Origin of the sequence: Pseudoalteromonas piscicida (assembly GCF_002744175.1) — a bacterium.
GTDB classification, from domain to species: Bacteria; Pseudomonadota; Gammaproteobacteria; order Enterobacterales; family Alteromonadaceae; genus Pseudoalteromonas; species Pseudoalteromonas piscicida_B.
In genome coordinates, this window is the sequence record NZ_NKHF01000001.1 from 33,589 (window position 1) to 59,779 (window position 26,191).

A 26,191-nucleotide genomic window follows, 5' to 3' on the forward strand; every position below is an offset into this window, starting at 1 on the left:
ATCAATAACAAAGGAGTGTAAATAAATTTTACGCAGCCTTCGAAGTGATCACGGCCAGAGAACAAGTTGTTATTCCGAGCTCAGCTTCTATAGTAAACATGAGTGGATTTAATATCGGTGGGCAATTATGAGAAGTTTGTTGCTGTTGCTAGTATTATTGGGCGTAAATTGCGAGGCTAAGATTCTGCTTGTCTCTAATGAGCCCGCCGACGCAGAGCGACTATTTACCAAGCAAGCCAACAGCTTAGAGTCAGACACTAACAACCTACTATTAAATCAGTTTGGCCGAGACTATTTTGATTTTAAAATTGTCACACCGGCCAAGCTTAACCAGTTACTTGCGAGTGAAAAGCCCGTTTGTGCCGTATCTCGCCTTAAGACACCTTCTCGGCAACAAGCTTTTCTGTTCACCATTCCCATTCACTTGTATCCAAGTCACCGGCTTTACTACTACAAACAGCGTACCCCCATTGACGCTAGCCTGATCAATAAAATGGGGAAACTAAAGTCACTCTCAAGTTTAATGGCTTATTACCCCAATGCCACGATTATCAAAGAAATTGGTAAATCATATGGCAACACCATAGACTCAGCACTGGCTCTGCTTGAGCCACAGAATGTTGCCACTCGGCCTTACAAAACTTCTGAAGATACTATCATCAAACAGTTTAGCGCTGGCAAAGTGGACTTCATACTGGCTTATCCAGCCATTTTTCAAAATAGCTTTCCTCAAGAGAAGGCGCATTTAATTGGCTCGCTACCGCTGGCAAACAACCTGCCTCACCTTGAGGGCCATATTGCTTGTAGCCATACCAAAGAAACTAAAGTGTTTATAGAACAAGCAAATCAACTGATCCGCTCGCTTTATTCAAGCAATAGCTATTTAACAACCCACCTAAAATACTTACCCAAACAAGATCATGACTTAATCACACGAAGACTGGCAATGCTGAGCGCTAAGTACAAACACACTCCCCCGTAAAATACACTTAGACGACTACTTAACCTGAGGTTTGGATAGAAATGAGCTAGCTCACTGTTTTTAAAATCAAATTAAATTATTTCCTTATCTAGCCAGAGAGTTTTGGAGATAACTCCGCGTTCGCGTCTTGCTACTGCACTGGTGACTACATCTTTATAGGAAAGGTGAATTTTCGCATCAATAGCTTGGGATGTGAATTCAACGCAGTTAGCGCTAAAACTCGCTGCGAGAAAGGCATTAATTATCCGAAGCTTAGGTTACTTAATGCAATAGCTAGCATTTGCATCTGGTGTTTCCTTACGCTAAATTAAATCGCACACGATTAAATTTAGCGAGATATCAATGACACAACTCTATCAATTCGACGCTCACACTCTGCAAGGCAACACTTTTAACTTCAAAGAGTTAACTGGAAAAGTTGTACTCATCGTTAATACTGCCAGTGAATGTGGCTTAACCCCACAATACGAGGGATTGCAAAAGCTTCATCAGCAATATGCAGACCAAGGTTTAGTGATAATGGGTTTTCCTTGCAACCAGTTCGGTAAGCAAGAACCAGGTGACGCTAAGCAAATACAAACTGGCTGCCTGATAAATTATGGCGTGGATTTTCAGATGATGGAGAAGATCGAAGTTAACGGTGAAAACGCACACCCACTTTATCAATATCTTAAATCTGCGCTGCCCGGCTTATTTGGTAATAAAATTAAGTGGAACTTCACTAAGTTTTTGTTTGATAGGCAAGGCAATCCTGTAAAACGTTATGCACCAATAACTAAGCCTGAACAAATCTCTAAAGATATCGAAAAGCTACTAAGTTAAATGAGCAAATCCAATCCTCAACTTAACCTCGACCAACAAATCTGCTTTAAGCTGTATGCTGCTTCTCGGCAAGTCACACGGCTTTACCAGCCGATACTTAAAGAGGTTGGTTTAACCTATCCGCAATATATTGTGCTGCTGATCTTATGGGAGCAAGACGGACAACCAATTAAGGAAATCGGTGAGCGTGCCAAGCTCAACAGCAACACTCTCACACCACTGCTTAACCGATTGGAGCAGCATGGGCTCGTTAACAGAAAGAAAAACTCTGACGACGAAAGGCAGACCTTTATCTATTTAACCCAAACTGGTAGAGCACTGGAACAATCCTGCGCTTGTATCCCTGCCAAAATGGTGTCTAAAGCAGGCTTGAGTATGGAGCAAATACAGCAACTTAGTCAGGCTCTCGATATCTTGCAATAAAAAAGCCGCTAAAAAAGCGGCTTTTTTTGCAATGCAGTCCTGCGATTACGCAATAGACGGATACTCACGGTAGGCCTTTTCAAGCTTTTTCGCTTGCTTTTTAGACACACCAATATGCTCTAGTGCGACTCTTAAACGTGCACGAGACAGATCAGATCCCAATACTTCCATCGCATCCACAACTGAAGTCGATGATGTTTTGCCTGTAATAGCAACGAAGATCGGCTCTAAAAACTCTTTGATCTTTAATTCGTGGTGCGTAGCAACAGCTTTTGCAATAGCGAAGATCTCAGACTTGTTCCAAGTACGTAGCTTTTCTAATTCCCAAATAAAGAACTGAAGCGCTTGGCGGATCACTTCTTCATCCGCTTTACCAGCTGTGAGTAGGGTAGGATCATACTCAGGAATACCGCCAACAAAGTGACCCGCTAGGCCCACTAAGTCCGACAGCGTATTAATACGCGCTTTAGCTTCTGGTAGTACACGCGCTAGCATGTCACCGTTAAGCTTCCAATCAACAAAACGCTGAATAAGCTCAGCATCGGTTAGATTTTCGCGGATCCAAAGGCCATTTAACCAGTTCAGTTTATCGATATCGAAAATTGGCCCACCGAGTGATACACGCTTCATATCAAAGTGTTCTATCATCTCTGCCAAAGTGAACTTTTCACGCTCGTCTGGCATTGACCAACCCATGCGGCCAAGGTAGTTAAGTAGTGCTTCTGGTAAAAAGCCCATTTCTTTATAGTAGTTAATCGACGTTGGATTTTTACGCTTTGACAACTTAGATTTATCTGGGTTACGAAGTAGCGGCAGGTGACCAAGCACTGGCGCTTCCCAGCCAAAATCTTCATATAGCTTTAATAGCTTAGGCGCTGAGTTTATCCACTCTTCACCACGGAAGATGTGGCTGATCTCCATATGGTGGTCGTCGACTACGTTTGCCAGGAAGTAAGTCGGAAAGCCGTCAGCTTTCAACAATACTTGCATGTCTACGTTTTCCCATGGGATCTCGATTTCACCACGTAAATAGTCATTAAACTTAAACGTGCCTTCTTCTGGGATTTTCATGCGAATAACGTAAGGTTTGCCCGCTTCAAGGTTTGCTTTTACTTCTTCTTCAGACAAGTGTAAACCACGACCATCATATTTAGGACGCAAGCCTTCCGCCATCTGTTCTTCACGCATTTGGTCTAGTTCTTCAGCCGTTGCAAAACAATAGAATGCTTTACCTTCATCAACTAGCTGGTGCGCAAACTTTTTGTAAAGATCTGAACGTTCAGACTGACGGTATGGACCAAACTCGCCACCCACATCCGGACCATGATCCCAGTCAAGGCCTAACCAGCGTAGGCTGTCCATGATGGCTTGCTCAGATTCAATGGTACTACGAACCTGATCGGTATCTTCAATACGTAGAACAAATTCACCGCCTTGCTGCTTCGCAAAACAATAGTTGAATAAGGCAATATAAGCCGTTCCTAAATGCGGATCACCCGTTGGAGAGGGTGCGACACGAGTACGGATAGTCATCAAAATTCTCTTAAAAATGGATTAGTCGATTGATGGGGCTATGCTAGCATAGCCCCCGATTGGCGCAAAGTGAGGTGCGCGATTTAAGCTGCTTTTTCCAGCTTTTCCAAGTAGGCAACAATATCATTGGACTCATATAACCAAGTCACATCATTTTGCGCTTCAATGCGCAAACAAGGCACTTTTAGTTTGCCACCTTGCTCTAGTAATTCTTGGCGGTACTGTTCGTCGTTTTTGGCATCTCGAGTTTCTAGCTTTAAACCCTCACGTTTGGCCGCGCGACGCACTTTGACACAAAATGGACAAGCCTTAAACTGATATAAAGATAAGTTTGCTGTCATCGCATCTAACTTTTGCTGCTGCTCAGCGGCACGCTTTTTACTGCGTGGGGTAAAAATAAAATCAAAAAGTAAAATTAGACGTCCTAAAAACCATCTCACAAATTGCATAACCTTTCCCAAACCTTTCGCTAAAATTTGCTAAAAAATAGACCGAATAAATAAGGTTCGGGAGTTTAGCATAATCTTTGAACGCTATATATAATCCCGCATTAAAACAACTCAATTTCAGCGCACTGGTACTGTGACTCCGATAATCCCAATGCCAAGTAATTGGTCACCCGGTTGCGACCATTTTCTTTTGATTCATATAGTGCTAAGTCTGCTTTATGTACTTGCTCTGACACCTGTAGTGCATCAACCACTTCTGTAAAACCAATACTGACAGACACCTGTTCAACTTGTGGGAAACGGCTAGTTGCAATGCTTTCTCTGAGACGCTCCAATGCTACATGTGCCGAGTCATGATCATGACTTTGAAATAATATCGCAAACTCCTCCCCGCCATAACGGAACACATAGTCTTCGGCTCGGAAGTTAGCCTTTATTTTTTGTGCCACTAATAAAATAACTTCATCACCAATAACATGGCCAAAATTATCATTCACCTGTTTAAAATGATCGATATCCACCATCCCCAAATACCAAGTACGATTATCCTCTTCTCGACACACCGTAAAGCCATCACCGTTGGTTATTTCCATCACTTTTTCGTCAAAGGTTTGGCGATTGAGCAACTCAGAAAGCGGGTCAATCCGAGCGAAATATAACGTTGCCATTTGATGTGAAAACACATTAAGTAAGTGCTTTATTAACGTTGCTCGCGTGAAATTAATCTGGCTCTGAATATATAAAAAACCCACCAGCTGGGCTTGATGATAAAAGGGGATAACACTGTCCCCTCGATATTGGATTAAGTGTTTCTCATCTTGAATTTGTGAAATTTTATCGACGATAGAAGCCACAGAGTCGATCGCCACACAAAAATCCTCATGACTCACAAAGGTGGATTTTGGGATTTCTTCTTCGCTGAGGCTCTTACTAAAATAAAACGCATAATGCTCAGCACAAATATCAGAAATAACGCGCTCAAGCGCCTGCATTAATGCCAACTCACTCTTTTGCGCCAAGAGTTGGAGCGTGAGTTCGTGACCACATGGCGAATAGCTGATGGACATCCAAAGCCTCTTTATTGAATCAACTATCGCTAAGTGTAGAACAAGTCTCTGAATTTACAGTGAGCTACAAGGTATTTGTTTTACGCTTCTTTTAACCCCTGCGGCTGCAACACCACCATATTATCGCGGTGTATGATCTCTTCTTCGGTTGCAAAGCCTAGGCGCTGGGTAAACTCATTACTATGGCAGCCCAACACCAAACTCAATGCCTGATTATCTAAACTGGTAAGTCCCTGCGCTTGCAGCTTACCTCGTTGGCAAAATACTTGTACCAGTTCCCCCCGCTGGAATTGCCCTTCAACGGCGACGATCCCTTTGGCTAACAGACTAGCGCCTTGATTACACACCGCATTGATGGCACCGTTATCACAAATAATTTTCCCCGATGATTTTGGCCCAGACAATAGCCAACGCTTGCGTCCACCGACTGGTGCGTCAAACTTCAAAAACGTGGTACTTGGGGCGGTTTGGGTTAATACTTGAGGTAAAATGTCATATTCGCAGCCTTTAGCAATAACCACATCAACACCTGCACGCTGAGCAATCTCAGCGGCTTGCAACTTAGTCGCCATACCACCCGTGCCAAGCTGGGTGCCACTACCACCTGCCAAAGCCCTAAGTTCATCATTAATCTGGGTAACTTCTTCTATTAACTGTGCCTCTGGGTTTGCTCTTGGATCGGCGGTAAATAAACCATGCTGATCGGTCAGTAATACTAATTTATCGGCATTTGCTAAAATCGCCACGTAAGCAGAGAGATTATCGTTATCGCCCACCTTGATTTCTGCCGTCGCCACAGCATCATTCTCATTAATAATTGGGACAACTTGATGTTCTAACAGCTTTGTTAGCATATCCCGAGCAGTAAGGTAACGCTCGCGGTGCTCAAGATCAGCACGAGTAAGCAGCATTTGCGCCACATTAACATCATAGATCCCAAATAATGACTGCCATAAGTGGATTAACTGCCCTTGACCAATGGCTGCTAACATTTGCTTTTCTGCCAATGAATGGCCGACAGCTTGCTTTAACACCCCACGACCCGCGGCAACGGCCCCGCTGGAAACTATAATTACCCGATGTCCAGCCTTACGAAGGGTCACGCATTGTCTTACCAGCTCAACCAGTCTAGGCTTATTTAACGTCTGACTGCCAGCTGTCAAAACACTGGTTCCGAGCTTGATAACTAAGGTTTGTTTATTCTTTTTGGTCATGGCTTGTTGATGAATTTAACCGCAATAGAACCTCGTTATACCACGGAGTTTAAGCGCCCCAAAGCGATAAATATGTGAATTTTATTTCTAACCCAGAGCAAATCGGTATAATTAGCCGCACTGATTTCGATCAACACTTTTTTACCTTTTGTGTGAGAGAGTAATCGTCATTCAATATGAAAACAATTAGCTGAGTTCAGAATGAAAAAACACAAAAAGAACAAAGAGATTATGATGCTGCCACTGCTTTTTGTAGTGATCTTGATGTGTGTTGGTGGCCACTTTATTTTGCAACCCAGTTATAAAGACAGCCACCTAGTAGAGTATTCTTTGGCTGCCCTTCCCTTTGTTATGTTCGCTGTGGTGCTTGTCGCGATTAAAATCGCCATTAAAGCGGATAACGACGAAAACAACGAAGGCTAGCGTTTCACACCGTTCGATTAGTTATAATGGGTGATAACCAAACCACAAGGGCGTAAGCGGGGTTGATTGACCACTGTGAGTGAGTTTGATGTTTAGCTGTTGATCAAATAAATCAATCGCAAAGCAATCGTCCACATCATGCAAGTCATCTTTATGAATATGGCTAAATCCGTTGAGCAAATATGCTTTTGCTTTCGTTTTTGCTTGTTCAGCACTCGTTGCCACAAATAGCCCGAAATCATGTGCTTCTGCGAGGCTATCTGGCTTGTATCCACCTAAGTTAACAAAATACAAGCGCTCTGATTGCTGCACCGCGTCCTCTGTTAACTCAACCGCATAGCCATCAGCGTGCTCAATGATGGTATAACTGTCCATGTGCACTGAATTTTTATCGCCAACCCATTGCTGTTTCAATTTGGGATAAGCTTCCTCAATCGAATTTGCTGCAACAAACCGCACATCATGCATTTCAATGTGACACCCTTGAATACGACCACCGAGATAAACCACAAATAATTTCAAGTGAATACTCCTAATCTTTAAAGCTCAAGTATACGCTCAACTCAAAGGCTTGGCTTTAGTGAGATAGATGATTATGCTGAATAAACACTTTCAGTGAAGGACATTATAATGAAAAAAACATTCCTCGCACTTTTGGCCACTTTTAGCCTCTCATCAGCGGCTCAAGTAACATTAATACACAATGTTAATGGCTATACCCCAACCAAATCACAACACATTGAGCGCTTTTCTTCTTTGGTTATCAAAGATGGCAAAGTGGTCAAAACAAGCTCGAAAGATTTAAGTACCCGCTACCCTAATGCCAGCAAAATTGACGGTGAAGGAAAAACCCTGCTACCTGGATTAATTGATGCACATGGTCACGTCATTGGATTGGGCAATAATTTACTTACGCTCGATGTGCGCGGTAGCAAAAGCATTGCAGAGGTAGGAGAGCGACTAAGCAGCTACGCAAAAAACCATCAAGGTGACTGGATAATTGGTCGCGGGTGGGATCAAACCTTATGGCCTGGCGGGCAGTTCCCAACCGCAGCGGATCTCGATAAATATGTTAAAGATAAGCCCGTCATGCTCACTCGAGTAGACGGCCACGCCATTTGGGTAAACTCAAAAGCAATGGCGCTTGCCAACATCTCTAACGCAACACAGACACCTGAAGGTGGTGAAATCATTACGCTAAGTAACGCCACTCCAAGCGGTATTTTTATCGACAAAGCCGAAGAACTGATCCGCGCTCACGTTCCGACACAATCACCCAAACAAGTGAATTACGCACTAGACAAAGCCGGTGCACATTTACTAAGTTTGGGGATCACTTCAACTCACGATGCCGGTATTGACCATACCACGTGGCAAGTTTACCAAGCACGGGCTAAGGAACGCACTATGCCCCTGCGCATATACGCGATGCTCAGCGCAAGCTCGCCCAACCTTGACGACATGCTAGATGCTGGCGTCATTAAAGATACTCACGATCAACTTTCTATCCGCAGTGTTAAAATCTATGCAGATGGTGCGCTAGGTAGTCGAGGTGCCGCCCTTATCCGAGACTATCATGACCGCAAAGGCCATAAGGGGCTGATGTTGGAAGATCAGGCTACCCTTGAGTCACTAATCACTCAAAGTATTCGCCATGGCTACAGCGCACATACACATGCTATTGGCGACAGAGCGAATCGCATTGTGCTAGATGCCTATCAAAATGTCTTTAAAAAAGCAGGTGGCAGACTATTAAGAAACCGTATTGAGCACGCGCAAATTGTCCATCCAGAGGATATTCCCCGTTTTAAGACTTTGGATATTATTCCCTCTATGCAACCCGTTCATGCGACATCCGATATGCACATGGCTGAAAAGCGCCTAGACCAGAAACAACTTAGCGGCGCTTATGCCTGGCAAACATTTTTAAAGCAGGGCAGTAAAGTGGCTGCGGGTTCAGACTTTCCGGTAGAGCTTGCTAACCCCTTCCATGGCCTACATGCGGCCATCACCAGACAAGATCACCATGATCTACCAAAAGATGGCTGGCGCTCAGCTGAAAAGCTAACGAGGGAGCAAGCACTACAAGCATTTACCCTAGATGCTGCCTATGCTGCATTTCAGGAATATAAACTAGGAAGCCTAGAGCAAGGTAAATGGGCTGACTTTATCTTAATCGACCAAGATTATTTTACGGTCGCAGAAGATAAAATTGATGATATTCAAGTTGAGCAAACTTGGATTGCCGGTGAATTAAAATACCAGCGTTAATTTTTTTGTAATTTAACCAAGTGGTAGGTATTAACGAGTGCCAATAAACCATTCGTTAATGCCACCGGCCATGCTTGAATTAACGCGCCATAAGCGGTAAAACAAATACAGCCCATTAAATTAAACCAGCGCAACTTAGTTACATCGCTCATCATCAAAGATACGACCAAAAAAGCAGAGGCTAAATAGCCTAAATATTCCCAACTCATTTGTCCTCTCCCCTAAGTTGCGTTAGCATATAGTTTATGCTCGAATTTACGTGTCGTGCAGAATAAAAAGGCTAACCCACAAGCCCCTAGAAATTAGCACCAATAAATTAGCTCTAACACGGGAAGTGGGGGTTTAATGGTAATATCGTTTATTAAATTCTTCGCCACAGCGGTGAGATAAAAGCGATACTACTTAAACGGTGTGAGTTAGCGTAAAACTGAAAAATTCATGCTAACTTCATTATAGTTTAATAAATAGGACATTTGTCCGAAGAGCCATCTAGATGTTTCAATATCATTTTTCAACCAATTTGGTCGAACAGTTACTTGCTTTTGCTGGTAATAGTTTTCAACACAGTAAAAAAGAAGTCTTGATCCACCAAGATGAGCCGCTAAGCAAGCTCATTTTGGTCACCAGCGGTACTGTGTCTTTTAGTTATGATGTCGGTAATGGCCGCCGTTTGTTACTCGGCCAGCTCGATTGTAACAATACCCTAATTGGGGAAATTGAGGCACTAAACAATCAGCCTTGCATTTATACGGTGACTTGTTTGAATGATGTGACTTATCACCTCATTGAGCTCAAGTATTGGCGTAAATTATTACTTGAGCAGCCAGAGCTGAGCCTGTATACCGCACAAACTATTGCTGCAAAGTTTACCGAAAACCAAAAAATCAACTTGGACAAACTGTTGTTACCGCTCAGTTACAACATCGCAAAAGATTGCCTACTCCGTGCGGAAAACTCAAACCCGACCTTACTGCGGGCCTATTCAACGGTCAGTGCTGAAGCAGAACGATTTGCAACCACAGAGCGAGCTTACCGCCGAGTAGTCAGTGAACTGGTAGAGAAAGGCTTGATTGTTCGTAGCAATGAAGGGTTGAAGCCAGTCAATATTGATGCGCTTGAAGACTTTGTGGATAGTTTTGCGCAAGCTTAATTTTTTGCGGTTGGAATAACTAGGGCGAGTAATTTCTCGCCCTTAAGTACTGATTAACCTGAGGTCAATTAGATCATTTTGCAAATAAGTGTTTAATATTCGCAAGATCTGACTTCCCTTCCACTAACTCGTCTGGAGTTAAACCAGATAGTTCATGAGGGAACACCAACCACTCGTCAGACTCATGAATAAAGTAATCTGGCGTCATTGGTACTTTTTTGTTTGCTGGCTTGTAATATGGACAAGCAACACGAATATCGCGAGGCAGGTTCAAGCGCATTAGCTCTTCGAGCTTTTCTTTCAACGCGAAAATACTGCGACCCGAATCAAATACATCATCGACAATCAATAAAGAGTCGTCTGCATTGGCATTCTCAATGATGTAGTGCAAGCCGTGTACTTTAATTTCTTTCGATTGTTTACCAATACCGTAGTAAGAAGAGGTGCGTACCGCGATATGATCGGTCTCTATACCTTTATAGTCGTAGTATTCCTGAACTGCGATACCAATTGGCGCACCACCACGCCAAATACCGATAATAAAGTCAGGTCTGAACCCGTCTTCATAAACTTTAGCGGCTAAGCGAAATGAATCTTCTAGCAATTGTTGCGCTGTGATATAGCACTTATCTGACATAAATACCCCGTTAGGAAGCCCGTGTGATGGTGACAAGCAGCAACTGCTGCCAATTGATACCAATTCCCGTTATTCGTATACGATAGAAACTTGTGTAATTGGTATAACCGAATATTTTAACGTAAAGCACGGCAAAATGCTGCAACATAAATGTCTTTTTATTTTCATTTTTTGATTTAGGGGCTGCGCTCAAAGCTAGAGCTCGCTGGGTGAACCAGCTCCTACCAGGTGGGAGCGAGTTTATCTCGCGATGTTTGAAAAAGCTCGCTGGATGAACCAGCTCCTACCAGGTGGGAGCGAGTTAACCTCGCGATGTTTGAAAAAAGCTCGCCGGATGAACCGGCTCCTACTAGGTGGGAGCGAGTTTATCTCGCGATGTTTTTAAGGGTTGTTGATTACAAAAATAAGGCCGCGGGGAGCGGCCTAGTTTGGTTACTCTTCTGTGTCTACACTGGCTTCATCACCTTGAGGAGCTTCAATACCACTGTGCTCTAATTCATAGCTATCAACACGCTGTAATCCCCGAGGTAACTTATTACCTCTGCGTCCACGCTCACCATAATAGTGCTCTAAGTCACTTGGCTTAAGCGTAAGCTTGCGCTTGCCAGCATGTAGGGTAACAGACACTCCTTCTGGCACCACAGCCAGCACTTTGACATATTCCTCACGACTTTGTACCTTGGCACTAGGTATAGAGATAATCTTGTTCCCCTTCCCTTTACCCAACTTAGGTAGGTCACGTAATGGGAATAGCAACATTCTCCCTTCGCTTGAAATTGCCATACACATATCAGTGGCAACATCGAATACCTGAATTGGCGCCATCAAATGCGCGCCTTTTGGTACGCTTACAAATGCTTTACCATTTTTATTCTTACTAACCATATCAACGAACTCGCTGATAAAGCCGTAGCCGCCATCGGTTGCCATTAAGTAGGTTGCTTTTTCCTCCCCCATGACCACATGCTCAAAATTACACCCAGGCCCTAAATTAAAGCGACCCGTCATCGGTTCGCCTTGGCTTCTAGCTGAAGGTAAACTATGGGCATCGGTAGCAAAGGCGCGCCCCGAAGTATCTAAGAACACCGCTGGCTGATTGCTTTTCCCTTTGGCTGAGGCTTTATAACTGTCTCCAGAACGATAGTTTAAGCCTTCGGCGTCAATATCATGGCCTTTAGCAACTCGCGCCCAGCCCTTTTCAGATAACACCACAGTGACAGATTCAGATGGAATAAGATCTTTTTCACTTAGCGCTTTGGCTTCACCGCGCTCAACCACAGGAGAGCGTCTATCATCCCCATAAAGTTCAGCCGCTTCTTGAATTTCCTTTTTCATCAGTGTCGACATGCGACGCTCAGAGCCCAAGGTTTTTTCCAGTCCATCACGCTCTTTTTCTAGCTCATCCTGCTCGCCTCGGATCTTCATTTCTTCAAGTTTCGCAAGATGGCGTAGTTTTAGGTCTAAGATCGCTTCGGCCTGCTTATCAGAAAGGCCAAAACGTGACATTAACTCTTCTTTCGGTTTGTCTTCATTGCGAATGATTTCGATGACTTCATCAATGTTCAAAAACGCAATCATCAAACCTTCAAGAATATGCAAACGAGCAAGGACTTTGTCTAAGCGATACTGCAAACGTCTGCGCACCGTTTCACGACGGAATATTAACCACTCAGATAAAATCTGGCGTAAATCTTTCACTTGCGGGCGACCATCTAGGCCGATCATATTCAGATTTACACGATAGTTCTTTTCAAGATCCGTGGTGGCAAATAAGTGTGCCATCAAAGGCTCGACTTTAACTCGGTTTGAGCGCGGTACAATGACGATTCGGGTCGGGTTTTCGTGATCCGATTCATCACGTAAGTCCGCCACCATCGGAAGCTTTTTCGACGTCATCTGGGCGGCGATTTGCTCTAGTACCTTGGCGCCTGAACACTGGTGTGGCAATGCAGTGATCACCACTTCCCCTTGCTCTTCGGTGTATACCGCACGCATTTTGATTGAGCCACGGCCTGTGGTGTACAATTTTTTGATTTCTTCCTGCGGCGTAATAATTTCCGCATCGGTTGGATAATCTGGTGCTTTAACTAAGTCTAGAATTTCTTCTAGTTCAGTTTTTGGCTTATCCAATAGCAAACAACAGGCTTCTGCGACTTCGCGGACATTGTGTGGTGGAATATCGGTTGCCATACCAACAGCAATACCCGTCACGCCATTCAATAAGATATGCGGTAAACGTGCAGGCAATACCTTAGGTTCATCTAAAGTACCGTCAAAGTTAGCGGTCCAATCTACCGTGCCCTGACCAAGCTCTTTCAATAGTACTTCGGAGAACTTAGATAACCGTGCTTCGGTATAACGCATTGCAGCAAATGACTTAGGGTCGTCCGCTGCCCCCCAGTTACCTTGACCATCTACCAGTGGATAGCGGTATGAGAAAGGCTGCGCCATCAGTACCATCGCTTCGTAACAAGCGCTATCACCGTGGGGGTGGTATTTACCGAGTACATCACCGACGGTACGGGCAGATTTTTTATATTTTGCTTGAGCAGATAAGCCCAATTCACTCATCGCATAAACAATACGACGCTGTACTGGCTTCAGGCCGTCACCAATGTGTGGTAATGCCCTGTCCATGATCACGTACATGGAATAATTCAAATAGGCGTCTTCAGTAAAACGGCCCATTGCAAGTTGTTCAATGCCCTGCAACGACAAGGCTTGAGGATCTGTCATGTTACACCTTACTTGTTGTTGTAGCTGATGCGATAAATTGCATTGGCGTAATCATCGGAAACGAGTAGGCTACCATCGCTAAGCTCAGCGACTGCAGCGGGACGACCATAAGTGGTTTCGTTTTCCATAAAGCCGGTAAGGAAAGGCTCATAGCTGGTAATTTTGCCATTTTCTACATTAGCAAGCATCACGCGATAACCCACTTTTTTGCTGCGGTTCCATGAACCATGCTCGGCAACAAACAGTTGATGTTTCATCGCTTTTGGAAATTGCTCACCACGATAGAAGTGGATCCCTAACGGCGCAACGTGTGCTTGCAGCGCAAGTGCAGGCATGGTGTAGTCAGTCACTGACTTACCTTCGCCAAATTCAGGGTCAAGTACACTACCACCGTGTACGTATGGGAAGCCAAAATGCTGGCCAACTTCATCTACGCGATTGATTTCACACGGTGGAATATCATCTCCCATCATGTCGCGACCATTGTCACTGAACCATAATTTGCCAGTCACTGGGTGGTAATCAAACCCCACAGAGTTACGAACACCTTTGGCAATAGTCGACAGCTGTTTGGTTTGCAGATTAAGCGAGAATATACGACCAAATTTAGGGTCTTCGGCACAAATATTACAAGGTACGCCGACAGGAATGATAAGTTCACCTTCAGGCGATACGGTGAGATATTTCCAGCCGTGGTGACGTTTGTCTGGTAAATCATCAAACACCACTTCTTTTACTGGTGCTTTAAGGTTTTTCGCGATCTGCTTAAAACGCACAATACGTTCAACTTCGGCAACATATAAGTCGCCGTCCTTTAACGCGATACCAGAGGGCATATTAAGCCCATCTGCCACTAAGATTTTTTTATCGGCTACGCCATCACGATTATTATCAATGAGTGCATGCACTTTGCCCGCTTTGCGAGAGCCAACATAAACAGTGCGATCTTTGCCAACGGCCATTTGTCTGGCGTTCTCAACGTCTTTAGCAAAGTAGCTTAGCTCATACCCTGTCGGTACTGAAAGGCGTGAAAGAATATCATTAGCCAACGCATGCGAGCTTAACAGTGCTGCGGCAAGTGCGGTGGTTAATGTGGTCAGTTTATTTTGTTTTTTCATATTAAACCTCGGCCTTATCTCCGTGCTGCTCAAGCCAAACTTTACGGTCACCAGAGCGCTTTTTAGCTAATAGCATGTCCATCATTTCAAGCGTCTGCTCAGGCTCGTCCAATGTCAGCTGTACTAACCGTCTCGTATTTGGATCCATGGTGGTTTCGCGTAATTGCATTGGGTTCATTTCACCCAGACCTTTAAATCGCTGTACATTCACTTTGCCGCGCTTTTTCTCCGCTTCAATGCGGTCTAAAATGCCCTTTTTCTCATCTTCATCAAGGGCATAGTAAACCTCTTTACCAACATCAATACGAAATAGCGGAGGCATGGCAACAAATACATGGCCCTTGCGAATCAGCTCAGGGAAATGCTTTACAAATAACGCACACAACAAAGTTGCAATATGAAGTCCGTCGGAGTCCGCATCCGCAAGAATACACACTTTGCCGTAGCGCAAACCAGATAAGTCTTCAGAATCAGGGTCGATACCCAGCGCCACTGAAATATCATGTACTTCCTGAGACGCTAAAATCTGTCCAGACTCTACTTCCCAAGTGTTAAGGATTTTACCTCTAAGCGGCATAATAGCTTGAAACTCGCGATCTCGAGCTTGTTTTGCCGAGCCACCCGCCGAGTCCCCTTCCACCAAGAAGATTTCAGAGCGCTCTGTTTCGCTACCAGAGCAGTCGGTTAATTTGCCCGGTAAGGCTGGGCCCGAGGTTACTTTCTTACGGACTACTTTCTTCGCGGCGCGTAAACGTTTTTGCGCATTACTGATACACAGCTCAGCAAGTAATTCTGCGGTTTCTGTATGCTCGTTTAGCCATAAACTAAAGGCGTCTTTAACGATGCCTGAAACAAACGTAGCACAAGAGCGAGATGACAGTTTTTCTTTGGTTTGACCGGCAAATTGTGGGTCTTGCATTTTGACCGATAAAACATAACTACAGCGATCCCACACATCATCTGGTGTTAGCTTAACACCACGCGGGATCAAGTTTCTAAATTCACAAAACTCACGCATGGCTTCCAGCAAGCCTTGACGCAAGCCATTCACATGAGTTCCGCCTTGTGCGGTAGGAATTAAGTTTACATAGCTCTCTGCGATGGACTCACCACCCTCAGGTAACCAATGCAGCGCCCAATCTACGCCTTCTGTAGATCCGCTAAAGCTTCCAGTAAAAGGAGACTTTGGCAGCACTTCATAGCCTTCAGCACTGTCTTTTAAATAATCTTCTAACCCAGCCTCATAGTGCCACTCTTGCGTTTCCTTTGTTTGTTTATTTACAAAACGAATACGCAGCCCTGGGCACAATACAGCCTTGGCTTTTAATAAGTGGTTGAGTTTTGTTAGTGAAAAATTAGCTGAATCAAAATAACTAGCATCTGGCCAAAAGTGTACAGAAGTACCGGTATTGCGTTTACCAACACTTCCGGTCACTCTTAAATCTTCGACTTTATCACCATGTTCAAATGCCATTTCGTATACTTGAGCATCACGTTTAACGGTAATCTCTACTCGAGTCGATAACGCATTTACAACTGATATCCCCACCCCGTGAAGACCACCGGAGAATTGATAATTTTTGTTAGAAAACTTACCACCAGCGTGAAGCTTGGTCAGGATCAATTCAACTCCCGGCACTCCCTCTTCAGGTGGATATCCACCGGCATTCCTCGACCGTCATCGATCACCTCAAAAGAGTTATCTTCGTGGAGGATCACGTCGATTTTGGTGGCATGTCCGGCTAAGGCCTCATCGACACTGTTATCGATAACCTCTTGACCTAAGTGATTCGGTCGTGTGGTATCGGTATACATGCCAGGGCGGCGCTTAACGGGCTCTAAACCATTGAGTACCTCAATAGCTTCGGCATTATAGTTTTGCTGACTCATAGGCTAGTTCTAGTTATCTTTTTATCCGCTAGTATATGCACAACATGACGTTTTACGCAGCGGTTTGTGCATAGATTTTAAGTTCTGATATTTAAAAATTTGGCGATGGTAGCAAAATAGCGTGAAAACTCGACAAAGCTATGATCCCCACCAAACTCTATAATCTGACGACAGTGGCTATAATAACGCACGGCTTGTTCAAAAGGCAGCACCTCATCGCCTGTTTGTTGCAATAACAGCAAGTTTTCTGGACTAGTAAGCTGCTCCACATAGCACGACCTTAATGCTGCGATATGTGCTTGCGACAACTCATAATGACAATCCTGATAGGGATTGTATTGTGGTCCAAGGTAGTCGTTTAATAGTGAAAAAGGCCTAACTGCTGGGTTTATCAGCACCGCTTTACAGCCCTTATGTTGTGAAAAGTAGGTGGCGTAGTAACCGCCTAACGAGCTACCTAATAACACAGTATCAGAATCAATGACGCTATCCAACTGTGCCATGGCGACTCGCGGGTCAAAATGGAGCCTAGGCACAAGGTAAGGCGTGGCTTTATCAGACATATATTCGCCAAATGCCGTTGCTTTGTATGATAATTCTGAGCTGTTGAAGCCGTGAATATAAACTACCTTTCGAGCCATCTTACCTCTGTTTCTATTCCATGCTCAGTGAAGCTAATTTGTCGATAAGCTGGACCCAAGTCGCGCTGTTGCCAATCAACCGTGTATTTCTCAAATTGAATTGAGGTAGCTGGGGTTGCAAAAACAGGCAGAGCTCGAAAACGTTGTTGATATTCATGGTGCACATGACCATGAAACAGTCCAACAACCTGATTTGTATCGACGAGTGTGTTTAGTAGTTTTGGGCCATTCTCAAGCATATGCTTATCTAAATAACCGTCAATGGGTTTAGGGTGGTGATGGGCAAACACAATGGTCTTACGATTGAGATGATGTGCCAACTCAGCCATATGCTCTTCATTGCACCACCCAGCCGGAGTCTCGCTTTTGGAGTTCACCAACAGGACTTGCCCAAACGGACCACAAACGCGCTTGTGACAAAAAATTTGCCCGCAGCTGATCTCCTCAAGCAACGACACATCGTCATGGTTACCTGGCACCCACAGTACAGGGCACTGCAACGGGCTTTGTGCAACTAAACGGGCAAAAAGCTGATAAGACTCAGCACTATGATCCTGCGTTAAATCACCGCCAAATACCACAAAATCGAATTCTTCTTGTGCCATTGCAGCTAACGTCCGTTCGAAGTTTAAAGCGGTGTTTACACCAAAATATTCTCCGGTTTGATCAGCAAATAAGTGGCTATCGGTAAAGTGAGCAATGCGAATTTGCGACTTCTCGACTCTCAATTCAGCATCAAACCAGGCCATTATTTACATCCCAATTTAAATGCACTCGGCCCTTTTCCAAACACACCATCAGCCAGTCTGCTAAAAACGCATTAATTTGATACTTTTCGTCTTTTTGGTGCATATCTGGGTTGGGATAACCATAAGATGGTTTGATCCGACGGTGATAATCACGGTGAATGACTTCAGCCACTTTTGCATCATGATATAAACGAACAGACAAGGAGAAATGCGGTAAGTGAGTGCTTACCGTGGCCATTTGTTCAATACGAATGTCGGTGGTGTATTTGCTCACCCCTTCAACACTTAAGCAGTATCGAGCCGACGCAAGATCTATCACCCGACGCTCTCCAATCGCTTCTTCTGGCAGCAACTTCAGCGCACGCAAATAATTGCGCTCGCATAGGGTAATATAGCGAGGCAGCGATTGAATATACTGCTTTGAACTCAGCACTTGTGACAAAAATACGACTCCTAAACTGCTTTTGAGATCCGCGCTTTATTTAATGCCAACCATTGTAGACTAATAACGGTGGCAGCGTTATCGATTTCCTCATTATCCAAACGGGCTAACGCCTCATCAAGTGGCATCACATGCACTTTGATGTCTTCATGCTCCTCATCTAGACCAAAAACACCACCGGCCTCAGACAAATCCGCAAGCGCCAAATACAAATATAAGCGCTCAGTTGTGCCCCCTGGGCTCGATAAGTAAGAGCGCATGTAAATTAGCTCATCTAGATCAAGACCCGCTTCTTCTTTTGCTTCTTTTCGGGCGACAAATTCATAATCCTCACAGCCTTCGGCCATGCCAGCAATACATTCCAATAGCCAAGGGGTATTTTTCGACGCCATTGCCCCTATTCGAATTTGCTCAATAAGTAATACATGCTCTGTGACGGGGTCATAAGGCAGGATGGCGACTGCGTGACCTCGCTCCAAAATCTCTCTGGTTACCGTTTGTGAGACTCCACCTTCAAACAATGCATGAGTAAACTGATACTTGTGAATAGTAAAAAAACCATCGAAGATTGTTTCTATAGAAGAAACATTGACGTCGCCTTTATTAAACTGACTCAAAGGTTTCATAAAATAATCCTGTATTTTTTAACAGCTACGGTTTAAAAGCTAACCAATCGACCTTATAGTAGGGTCATATCTGAATAAGTAAACGAAGTCGTTTACCTTTAACTTTTTCCACATTACAATACCCCAGTGGTATTTATTATATTCTGTTACACTTGTTGGCGATGTTTTACGCATTTAGTCTTTAATTGGGCTGCAAAAACAGGGTAACATGCTGACAGTATAAAAATTGTCTAAGGACTGAGCGAAAAATGAAAAAAACTCTACTATCTTTAGTTGTTGGTTTGTCGTGCGCACTTTCAAGCAGCCTGTCCCACGCGGAAGACCTACTGCAAGTATACGACATTGCAACGGCTAACGATCCTACCGTATTAAAAGCAAAAGCACAGGCTGATGCGCAAAAATATGCGCAAGACCAAGCACTAGGGGTATTACTACCGCAACTTGGTTTTAGAATGAGCTATTCAGACGTTAACTCTGAGGGTGCACCAAGCACACAAAATGACGCTACGGGTTATACCCTGATGGAGTCAGACAGAGACACGTTTAGTCGCTCGGTGACGCTTAACCAAACTATCTTTGATATGTCGACTTGGCAGAGCTTATCTATTGCCGAGAAGCGTGCAATGCAAGCGGTAACTCAATATGAGCAACAAAAACAATCTCTGATTGTACGTATTGCCGAGGGTTATTTTAATGTGTTGAGTGCACTAGACAGCCTCGAGTTTGTGCAAGCAGAAAAACGTGCTATCGAGCGTCAGTTAGAGCAAACAAAACAGCGCTACGAAGTGGGCCTTACGGCAATCACTGATGTGCATGAAGCCAGAGCACAGTATGACCGTGCCGTAGCAGACGAAATTATCGCGGGCAATACGGTTGAAACCGCACGTGAAACTTTACGTACCATCACAGGTAAATATCACGCGAAGCTGGATAAGTTAAATACTGAGACTTTTTCAACGGTAAAACCAACTCAGGCTCCTACTGATTTTATCGAAGTTGCAAAAGACAAAAACTTAGACCTGCAAGTAGCAAAGTCTGCTGTAGACATCGCGAAAGACCAAATTGATTTAGCGAATGCTGGCCACTACCCAACATTAAACCTAAATGCAACTTACAGTGACTCACTGGCTGATACCACAGGTAGACAGCACGCTCCACGCGGTGACGAAACGTCTGTTTCACTCACCCTAGACGTGCCAATTTACTCAGGTGGTAGAACCGTTGCGGCAACCGATCAAGCACGTGCAAACTTTGTTGCAAGTAGTGAAGATATGGAAGCTGCGATGCGTAACATGACCCGCTCTGTTATCACCTCATATAACCAAGTTGTGTCTGACGTTGCCACCTACCGCGCACTAGAGCAAGCAGTTGTTTCTGCAGAAAGCGCGTTGCAAGCAACTGAAGCTGGTTTTGATGTGGGTACTCGTACTATTGTTGACGTACTAGTAAGCACACAAAATCTGTATAACGCAAAACGTAATCTAGCAGATATTCGCTATCGTTATGTGTTGTCATCGCTTCGCTTAAAGCAAGCCGCGGGCACATTATCGCGCGCCGATCTTGAAGCCATTAACCAAGGCTTGATTGCAGACTAAGCGCTGCGATACATAACTTAGAAAAAGCCAGCTTTTGCTGGCTTTTGTATTTTTACATCGATATCGCTAAACTAGCCCCTCCATTAGAGTCTTAGGTACATTACTTTGGTTACACATTCACCTTTTAAATGGTCATTTTTGGCACCTAAATATTGGCTAACTTGGCTAGGTGTCTTCTTTCTTTACATTATTTCGTGGCTGCCGCAAAAATGGCAGTTTGCAATGGGAAGAGGGCTGGGTCGTTTGGTGCATAAATATATGAAGCGACGTCGTCATATTGCGGATGTAAATTTAAAACTGTGCTTTCCACACCTCAGCGAAGCCGAGCACAAAGCTATGTTACTTAAAAATATGGAAAATACCGGCATCGCAACGCTTGAAACCGGTATGGCATGGTGGTGGCCTGAGTGGCGAGTAAACAGAGTAGTTGGCTCTATTAATGGTTTAGAACATATTGACGCTGCACAAAAGCAGAACAAAGGCGTTTTATTATTAGTGCCGCATATGTTGCACTTGGAAATGATTGGTCGAGTACTAGGCACAAAGACGCAAGGAGTAGGCTTTTACCGACCGCATAACAATGCTCTGATGGAGTTTTTTATGACTCGTGGTCGCTTGCGTTCAAATGAATACTTAGTCACGAAACGTGACGTAAAAGGCTTACTAAAAACCTTAGCTAGCAAACGCGTGTGTTACTATCTACCAGATCAAGATTATGGCCGTAAGCGCTGCGAATTCGCCCCCTTTTTTGCCGTTCCTGATGCAGCATCAACTACTGGTACTTTATTATTTTCAGCAAGCAAGAATGCTGATACTTTAAGCTTACACTGTACGAGAGACAGTAAAGGGATGTATCATCTAGATATACAGCCTGCTATGGAGGCGTTTCCAAGTGGCAACGATCTTGCTGATGTTACTCGCGTCAACGAAAGAATGGAGCAAGCAATTAGCTGTGCACCTGATCAATACATGTGGGTTCATCGACGCTTTAAAACGCGCCCAGACGAAAAGGCACCTTCGCTTTATTAGAGGCTTGGAGTAGTTTGAAATGGCTAGGAAGAAAAAAAATAAATTATCGTCAATTTGGTTTTGGACGAAACACCTTTCTCTTGGGGTGTTGCTTATTTGGGCTGCCTACTATTTTCTTTTTGGTGCCTCAAAAAGCATGAACTTTAAAGAAACCACCAACGTCGCCGCGCAAGGTCTGTCGCAATTTTACGAAAGTTTTAGAAATAGAATAAGTAACCGCGATACCGATCGCGAAAAGTATGTGATCACCCTAGGAAAACCCACTTTTCCTTTGGATGATGCGCTAGCGCAACGTGCGTTAGCAGTAAAACCATCTAACTCAAGGTGGACAGGAGAAAAGCAACCCAGACGCTTTGAAACCGGAGACACCTTAAAAGACGTGCTATCACAGCAAGCAAAAGCAGAAGGGATAGAGCTATTTTGGTATTTAGAGCGGGACTATGTGGTGAAATACCACTTCCGCCTCGATACGGACTTTGTCACCGCGCTTTACCAAGTCGGTACGGCAATCAACGACGACTTTGAGTTTCAGGTATATACCTTTTTCTGCCCTCGCGAGCGAGCAGCGGTGATCACGGAAAATCCACCGCTGTATGTTCGAGAAAATTGTCGCAAGCTGGCAGGTTAACCTAATAGCCTCTGCCAAACTTGGCTCACCTGTTGAGCGTACTGGTCAAACTCCAGGCGCTCAACCGTTCTTCCAAGCTGATTCAAGCTGTTAAAATGATACCTATCTCTAAATTGGCAATACGCTGAGATCAATGTGTCCATTTCACTTTCATCGATCATAGCAACCGCCCTAGCCTGCTCTAGAATGCGAATATTATCTGGATAAGTACACAACTGAGGATAGGTATGACTATGTTTTAATACGATATATTGACTAATAAATTCAATGTCTGTCATACCACCAATACCTTGCTTTAAATCGAACTGATGGTCGTTATCTTGATTAAGGTGCTGGCGCATTTTTTCACGCATTTTACGCACTTCCTGTGCTAACTTGGCGCTATCACGCTGTTGCGTCAAAACAGCATGGCGGATTTCATTAAACCGTGTATACATGTTTTCTTCACCAAGTACCATACGCGCCCTGACTAACGCTTGATGCTCCCAAGTCCAAGCTTGCTCACATTGATATTGGTAAAAACTCTCAAGATTGATTGCCAGTAGGCCAGAGTTACCTTCAGGACGAAGTCGTGTATCTAATTCATACAGGGTGCCCGACAATGTTTTAGTGTTAAAAAGGTGCATTAACCGTTGGGCTAGCTTCATATAAAACTGTCTTGATGAAATCGACTTATCGCCGACCGTATGACTTTCGCCATCGCGATTGTGCACAAACACTAAATCGAGGTCAGAGTTATAACCTAGTTCATAGCCTCCCGCTTTACCATAGGCTATAACTGCAAACCCTTTCTCTGCAATCGTAGCGCCTTCTGGCGCACCGTAACGCTCCACCATATGACCCCAAGCGATATCCACGGCTTTTGCAATAATTGCCTCTGCTAATGCGGTTAAATGATCGCTGACTTTCATTATATCCAACACCCCTGTGGCGTCGGCTGCGGCGACCTTTAGCTGGTGGGTTTGCTTAAATTGTCGCAGCGCCTCCATTTGCATTTCCACATCTTGCGCGTCAATACGTAAGAACGCTTGTTGAATCTCACTCTTATAGGCGCTGAGCGGCAAAGGTTTGTATAGAGTCTGTGGGTCAATCAGCTCATCAAGCAGTATAGGGTACTTAGCAATATGCTCAGCTATCCAAGCGCTGTGACAACACAGCTTGATGAGTTGTGTTAATGCACCATTATTCTCGTAAAGTAGCTCCAAATAAGCCGTACGTGAGACAACTTTATTGATCACACCAAGCACCCGAGCAAGTGCAGGTTCCATATTCTGCTTGCTCAACTCACGTAGTAGCGCAGGCATTAATTTATCTAAAATATCTCGACCTCGAGTTCCTGCCTGCTTTTTACTTAGCCCTTGCTTAAACTCTGCAAGATCAGATTGCCACCGGTCGAAACACGGCTGCGCTTTGCAGTCACCAAGCTGAGCAATTTCACCCGTTTGCCAGGCATATGCTGCGCTATCATCTTCCTCTAATTCTTCCTCAGGAGGATCACCAATCACTTGGCTAAACTCAGCGCGAATATTCTCCATCACCCGATTTAGGTACTTATCAACGCCCTGGTAGTCATCACAACGCAATAAGTAGCTTAAGCGCGAGCAGTCAGTCGTATTATCTGGTAACGTTTGCGTTTGTTTATCATCAAACGCTTGCAAGTATTGCTCAACTTTTCTTAGCACTAAGTAGTTATCGTGCAAGGTATTTTTTACCTCTTGGGGGATAATCTCTAGAGCTTCAAGTTGCTCCAGCGCAGTTAACAAGGATGGAGTTTGCAACGGAAGTTCACGGCCACCACGAATAAGTTGCAACGCCTGTACAATAAACTCAACCTCACGAATACCACCAGCCCCGAGCTTGATATTGTTTGTAAGGCCTTTGCGTCTCACTTCTTGGGCTATCATATGTTTCATTTTTCGTAGCGAATCGATCACTGAAAAGTCGATGTAGCGACGATACACAAATGGTCGGATCAACTCATAAAACTCTTGCCAATAAACGGAAGGCTCTCCGATTGGGCGAGCCTTGAGCATGGCATAACGTTCCCACTCCCGACCTTGGTCTTGATAATAATCTTCCATCGCTGCATAGCTCATTACCAAAGGGCCACTATCACCAAAGGGCCGCAAACGCATATCGACCCTAAACACTTGACCATCTATGGTTACTTGGTTTAAAGCTGCTATCAACTTTTGGGCAACCCGAGTATAAAACACCTGAGATTCAATGCTTCTGCGCCCTCCCGAAGTCGCAATACTGCGAGGATAGGCAAATATCAAGTCAATATCTGAGGAAAAATTAAGCTCTTTACCTCCAAGCTTACCCATTCCTAAAATCGTCATAGGTAACGGGTTGCCCGCTTCATCTTTTGGCGAGCCAGATTGTGCTTCTGTACTTAAATAAGCCCATTGGTAGGCGTTCGAAATTAGCGTATCAGAAAGTGCTGAAATATACTCAATACTGTCATCAATCTCATTATCTGCGATTAAATCTAGCCACATTACTTTAAGCCAATACTTCAAACGATAATGACGTAATTGCGCAAATGCTTGCTTTTCATCAGCAAGTACCGATGAAAAATCAAATACATCTGGGCAGTCACGCTTTTGCATCTGCGTCTCATCTAGTAACCAAGCTCCCCACTCAGGAAACCGCGACAAGATACGGTGAGCAAAATCGCTCAGCGCCAGTAATTGTGCAATTTTAGGTTCCATCGGAGCATCACCATAAATCTCTTGGTAACGCGCTTGGGCAAGCGTATTCAGCCCGGTTTGAGCAAACAATTCCGACATAAAAAACTCCACGGTTAACTGGCTCTCTGAGTGAGCAGTGTTATAGTAACTCTATCTAAAACACAACCTTACACCGAGTATGAGTTATTTGTCTTTAAACAATATCAATTTTTTAGCGATTTTGATTTGCTTTGTTATCGTCTGTGCACTCACCATTTTACTGCGCCTCCTCATCCAGCGTAGTGCCAACAATTTACTCGACGAGGAGTTAGCACAACGCGACAATTTTGCACTCGGGATCAGCTATGCCAGCCAAGTGACTATGCTATGTGTATGCGTGGCTTATCTATTCAATGATTTGGGCGTTGTGAAAGCACAAACTTACCCATTACAAGTGGCCTTACATGTTGGCTTAGTGATCGCATTTGTCTATTTAGGACAATGGGTGCATCGCAAATGGATTCTGTATCAATTTGACGAGGAAGAGGCGATTTTAAAGCAAAACATTTGCGCCGCTATGGTAGATTCTGGCATGTTGCTTGGAAATACGATTCTGGTGCTGGGGTTATACCACTGGGTACATCCCAAAGGGTGGAGCGACCTACTGGTAGTAGCGCTTGGCTTTATGCTTTTACAGCTTTTGTTTACGCTAGATAGCAAAATCCGAGAAAGTCGCTTTGCTAAGTTCAATCAAGGAGCGTCTTTACAGCAGAACTTTAATCTTAGAAACACCTCTATTGGTATTCGCTACGCTGGAAAAACAATAGGCCTTGCATTAGCTATGTATGCAGGACTGCACAGTGCGCCATATCACGGAGCAAAAGTCGTCGAAAACCTATTTTCTATTGTGCTGCATTGTGGGGTTATGTGGTTATTTCTTTACATTGGCAGTTATGTGCTGCTGCATTTATCGCTGCCAAAGGTCAATATTGGCCTAGAAGTAGACCATCAGGATAATGTCGGGATTGCATGCCTAGAGTTTGCGGTTTTCTGCTCTATGGGCTATTTACTTATTAACCTGTTTTCGGTGTAAC

The 26,191-nt window shown here is 44.2% G+C and carries 24 protein-coding genes and 1 pseudogene; 10 read left to right on the forward strand and 15 right to left on the reverse strand.

All coding sequences use genetic code 11. From position 1 onward, the window contains the following. The first annotated feature begins 127 nt into the window (after nucleotides 1-127). The 3 genes from CEX98_RS00090 to CEX98_RS00100 all read left to right on the forward strand — a co-directional run bounded on the left by CEX98_RS00090 (nucleotide 128) and on the right by CEX98_RS00100 (nucleotide 2,227). Nucleotides 128-982, forward strand: a complete 855-nt coding sequence (locus CEX98_RS00090; RefSeq protein ID WP_099640114.1) for a transporter substrate-binding domain-containing protein — start codon at nucleotides 128-130, stop codon at nucleotides 980-982. A 342-nt stretch (nucleotides 983-1,324) separates the two neighbouring features. Then, nucleotides 1,325-1,804: a glutathione peroxidase gene (locus tag CEX98_RS00095; protein WP_099640115.1), complete on the forward strand. Its 480-nt coding sequence runs from the start codon at nucleotides 1,325-1,327 to the stop codon at nucleotides 1,802-1,804. After that, a complete protein-coding gene (locus tag CEX98_RS00100) occupies nucleotides 1,805-2,227 on the forward strand; it encodes a MarR family winged helix-turn-helix transcriptional regulator (protein WP_099640116.1) in 423 nt (140 codons plus the stop codon). It begins immediately after the preceding gene. Nucleotides 2,228-2,272: 45 nt separating this feature from the next. Here the strand turns inward: CEX98_RS00100 and gltX are convergent, their stop codons facing one another. The 4 genes from gltX to proB form a co-directional block, all read right to left on the reverse strand. Continuing rightward, nucleotides 2,273-3,760, reverse strand: coding sequence for a glutamate--tRNA ligase (gltX, locus tag CEX98_RS00105; protein WP_099640117.1), 1,488 nt, complete (start codon nucleotides 3,758-3,760; stop codon nucleotides 2,273-2,275). 83 nt (nucleotides 3,761-3,843) lie between these two features. Beyond that, nucleotides 3,844-4,209 (reverse strand): glutaredoxin family protein, encoded by a 366-nt coding sequence (locus tag CEX98_RS00110; protein ID WP_099640118.1) that lies wholly within the window; start codon nucleotides 4,207-4,209, stop codon nucleotides 3,844-3,846. A gap of 101 nt (nucleotides 4,210-4,310) precedes the next feature. Then, entirely contained in the window at nucleotides 4,311-5,276 is a 966-nt protein-coding gene (locus tag CEX98_RS00115; protein WP_099640119.1) for a GGDEF domain-containing protein, read from the reverse strand. Nucleotides 5,277-5,356: 80 nt separating this feature from the next. Next, nucleotides 5,357-6,490: a glutamate 5-kinase gene (gene proB / locus CEX98_RS00120; protein WP_099640120.1), complete on the reverse strand. Its 1,134-nt coding sequence runs from the start codon at nucleotides 6,488-6,490 to the stop codon at nucleotides 5,357-5,359. A gap of 201 nt (nucleotides 6,491-6,691) precedes the next feature. Between proB and CEX98_RS00125 the strand changes: the two genes are divergently transcribed. Next, nucleotides 6,692-6,913: a hypothetical protein gene (locus tag CEX98_RS00125; protein ID WP_099640121.1), complete on the forward strand. Its 222-nt coding sequence runs from the start codon at nucleotides 6,692-6,694 to the stop codon at nucleotides 6,911-6,913. 21 nt (nucleotides 6,914-6,934) lie between these two features. Here the strand turns inward: CEX98_RS00125 and CEX98_RS00130 are convergent, their stop codons facing one another. Continuing rightward, entirely contained in the window at nucleotides 6,935-7,435 is a 501-nt protein-coding gene (locus tag CEX98_RS00130; protein WP_099640122.1) for a DUF1543 domain-containing protein, read from the reverse strand. Between the two features lie 108 nt (nucleotides 7,436-7,543). Between CEX98_RS00130 and CEX98_RS00135 the strand changes: the two genes are divergently transcribed. Continuing rightward, nucleotides 7,544-9,184: an amidohydrolase gene (locus CEX98_RS00135; protein WP_099640123.1), complete on the forward strand. Its 1,641-nt coding sequence runs from the start codon at nucleotides 7,544-7,546 to the stop codon at nucleotides 9,182-9,184. On the opposite strand, the gene CEX98_RS00140 is transcribed toward CEX98_RS00135, so the two are convergent. After that, nucleotides 9,181-9,393 (reverse strand): YgjV family protein, encoded by a 213-nt coding sequence (locus CEX98_RS00140; RefSeq protein WP_099640124.1) that lies wholly within the window; start codon nucleotides 9,391-9,393, stop codon nucleotides 9,181-9,183. The two genes, CEX98_RS00135 and CEX98_RS00140, sit on opposite strands and share 4 nt — an antisense overlap. 284 nt (nucleotides 9,394-9,677) lie before the next feature. Between CEX98_RS00140 and CEX98_RS00145 the strand changes: the two genes are divergently transcribed. Further along, nucleotides 9,678-10,334, forward strand: a complete 657-nt coding sequence (locus CEX98_RS00145; protein WP_099640125.1) for a Crp/Fnr family transcriptional regulator — start codon at nucleotides 9,678-9,680, stop codon at nucleotides 10,332-10,334. 73 nt (nucleotides 10,335-10,407) lie between these two features. On the opposite strand, the gene CEX98_RS00150 is transcribed toward CEX98_RS00145, so the two are convergent. The 8 genes and pseudogenes from CEX98_RS00150 to CEX98_RS00185 form a co-directional block, all read right to left on the reverse strand. Beyond that, entirely contained in the window at nucleotides 10,408-10,971 is a 564-nt protein-coding gene (locus tag CEX98_RS00150) for a phosphoribosyltransferase (RefSeq protein WP_099640126.1), read from the reverse strand. Nucleotides 10,972-11,403: 432 nt separating this feature from the next. Next, entirely contained in the window at nucleotides 11,404-13,707 is a 2,304-nt protein-coding gene (gene parC / locus CEX98_RS00155; protein WP_099640127.1) for a DNA topoisomerase IV subunit A, read from the reverse strand. Between the two features lie 8 nt (nucleotides 13,708-13,715). After that, the gene (locus CEX98_RS00160) at nucleotides 13,716-14,825 is read right to left on the reverse strand and encodes a PQQ-dependent sugar dehydrogenase (protein WP_099640128.1); all 1,110 of its coding nucleotides are present in this window, start codon (nucleotides 14,823-14,825) and stop codon (nucleotides 13,716-13,718) included. A gap of 1 nt (nucleotide 14,826) precedes the next feature. Then, nucleotides 14,827-16,715: pseudogene (gene parE / locus CEX98_RS00165) on the reverse strand (DNA topoisomerase IV subunit B). A 77-nt stretch (nucleotides 16,716-16,792) separates the two neighbouring features. Beyond that, nucleotides 16,793-17,356 (reverse strand): YqiA/YcfP family alpha/beta fold hydrolase, encoded by a 564-nt coding sequence (locus tag CEX98_RS00170; RefSeq protein ID WP_099640129.1) that lies wholly within the window; start codon nucleotides 17,354-17,356, stop codon nucleotides 16,793-16,795. Then, nucleotides 17,341-18,105, reverse strand: a complete 765-nt coding sequence (locus tag CEX98_RS00175; protein ID WP_099640130.1) for a metallophosphoesterase — start codon at nucleotides 18,103-18,105, stop codon at nucleotides 17,341-17,343. Before CEX98_RS00175 ends, CEX98_RS00170 begins: the two co-directional genes overlap by 16 nt. Continuing rightward, nucleotides 18,092-18,547 (reverse strand): DUF1249 domain-containing protein, encoded by a 456-nt coding sequence (locus CEX98_RS00180; protein ID WP_099640131.1) that lies wholly within the window; start codon nucleotides 18,545-18,547, stop codon nucleotides 18,092-18,094. The genes CEX98_RS00175 and CEX98_RS00180 overlap by 14 nt, the downstream gene beginning before the upstream one ends. An 11-nt stretch (nucleotides 18,548-18,558) precedes the next feature. Beyond that, nucleotides 18,559-19,173 carry an NUDIX domain-containing protein gene (locus CEX98_RS00185; protein WP_099640132.1) on the reverse strand — a complete coding sequence of 205 codons (615 nt, stop codon included), beginning with the start codon at nucleotides 19,171-19,173 and terminating at the stop codon, nucleotides 18,559-18,561. Between the two features lie 248 nt (nucleotides 19,174-19,421). Here CEX98_RS00185 and tolC point away from each other — a divergent pair, with 248 nt between their 5' ends. The 3 genes from tolC (at nucleotide 19,422) to CEX98_RS00200 (ending at nucleotide 22,425) form a co-directional block, all read left to right on the forward strand. Further along, nucleotides 19,422-20,768, forward strand: coding sequence for an outer membrane channel protein TolC (tolC, locus tag CEX98_RS00190; protein WP_099640133.1), 1,347 nt, complete (start codon nucleotides 19,422-19,424; stop codon nucleotides 20,766-20,768). A 105-nt stretch (nucleotides 20,769-20,873) separates the two neighbouring features. Next, the gene (lpxL, locus tag CEX98_RS00195) at nucleotides 20,874-21,797 is read left to right on the forward strand and encodes an LpxL/LpxP family Kdo(2)-lipid IV(A) lauroyl/palmitoleoyl acyltransferase (protein WP_099640134.1); all 924 of its coding nucleotides are present in this window, start codon (nucleotides 20,874-20,876) and stop codon (nucleotides 21,795-21,797) included. A 19-nt stretch (nucleotides 21,798-21,816) separates the two neighbouring features. After that, complete coding sequence (locus CEX98_RS00200; RefSeq protein ID WP_099640135.1) at nucleotides 21,817-22,425, forward strand: TcpQ domain-containing protein; 609 nt, start codon at nucleotides 21,817-21,819, stop codon at nucleotides 22,423-22,425. On the opposite strand, the gene glnE is transcribed toward CEX98_RS00200, so the two are convergent. Beyond that, complete coding sequence (glnE, locus tag CEX98_RS00205) at nucleotides 22,422-25,217, reverse strand: bifunctional [glutamate--ammonia ligase]-adenylyl-L-tyrosine phosphorylase/[glutamate--ammonia-ligase] adenylyltransferase (RefSeq protein ID WP_099640136.1); 2,796 nt, start codon at nucleotides 25,215-25,217, stop codon at nucleotides 22,422-22,424. The genes CEX98_RS00200 and glnE overlap by 4 nt on opposite strands. Before the next feature lie 79 nt (nucleotides 25,218-25,296). Here glnE and CEX98_RS00210 point away from each other — a divergent pair, with 79 nt between their 5' ends. Continuing rightward, complete coding sequence (locus tag CEX98_RS00210) at nucleotides 25,297-26,190, forward strand: hypothetical protein (protein ID WP_099640137.1); 894 nt, start codon at nucleotides 25,297-25,299, stop codon at nucleotides 26,188-26,190. The last annotated feature ends 1 nt before the right edge of the window (nucleotide 26,191 follow it).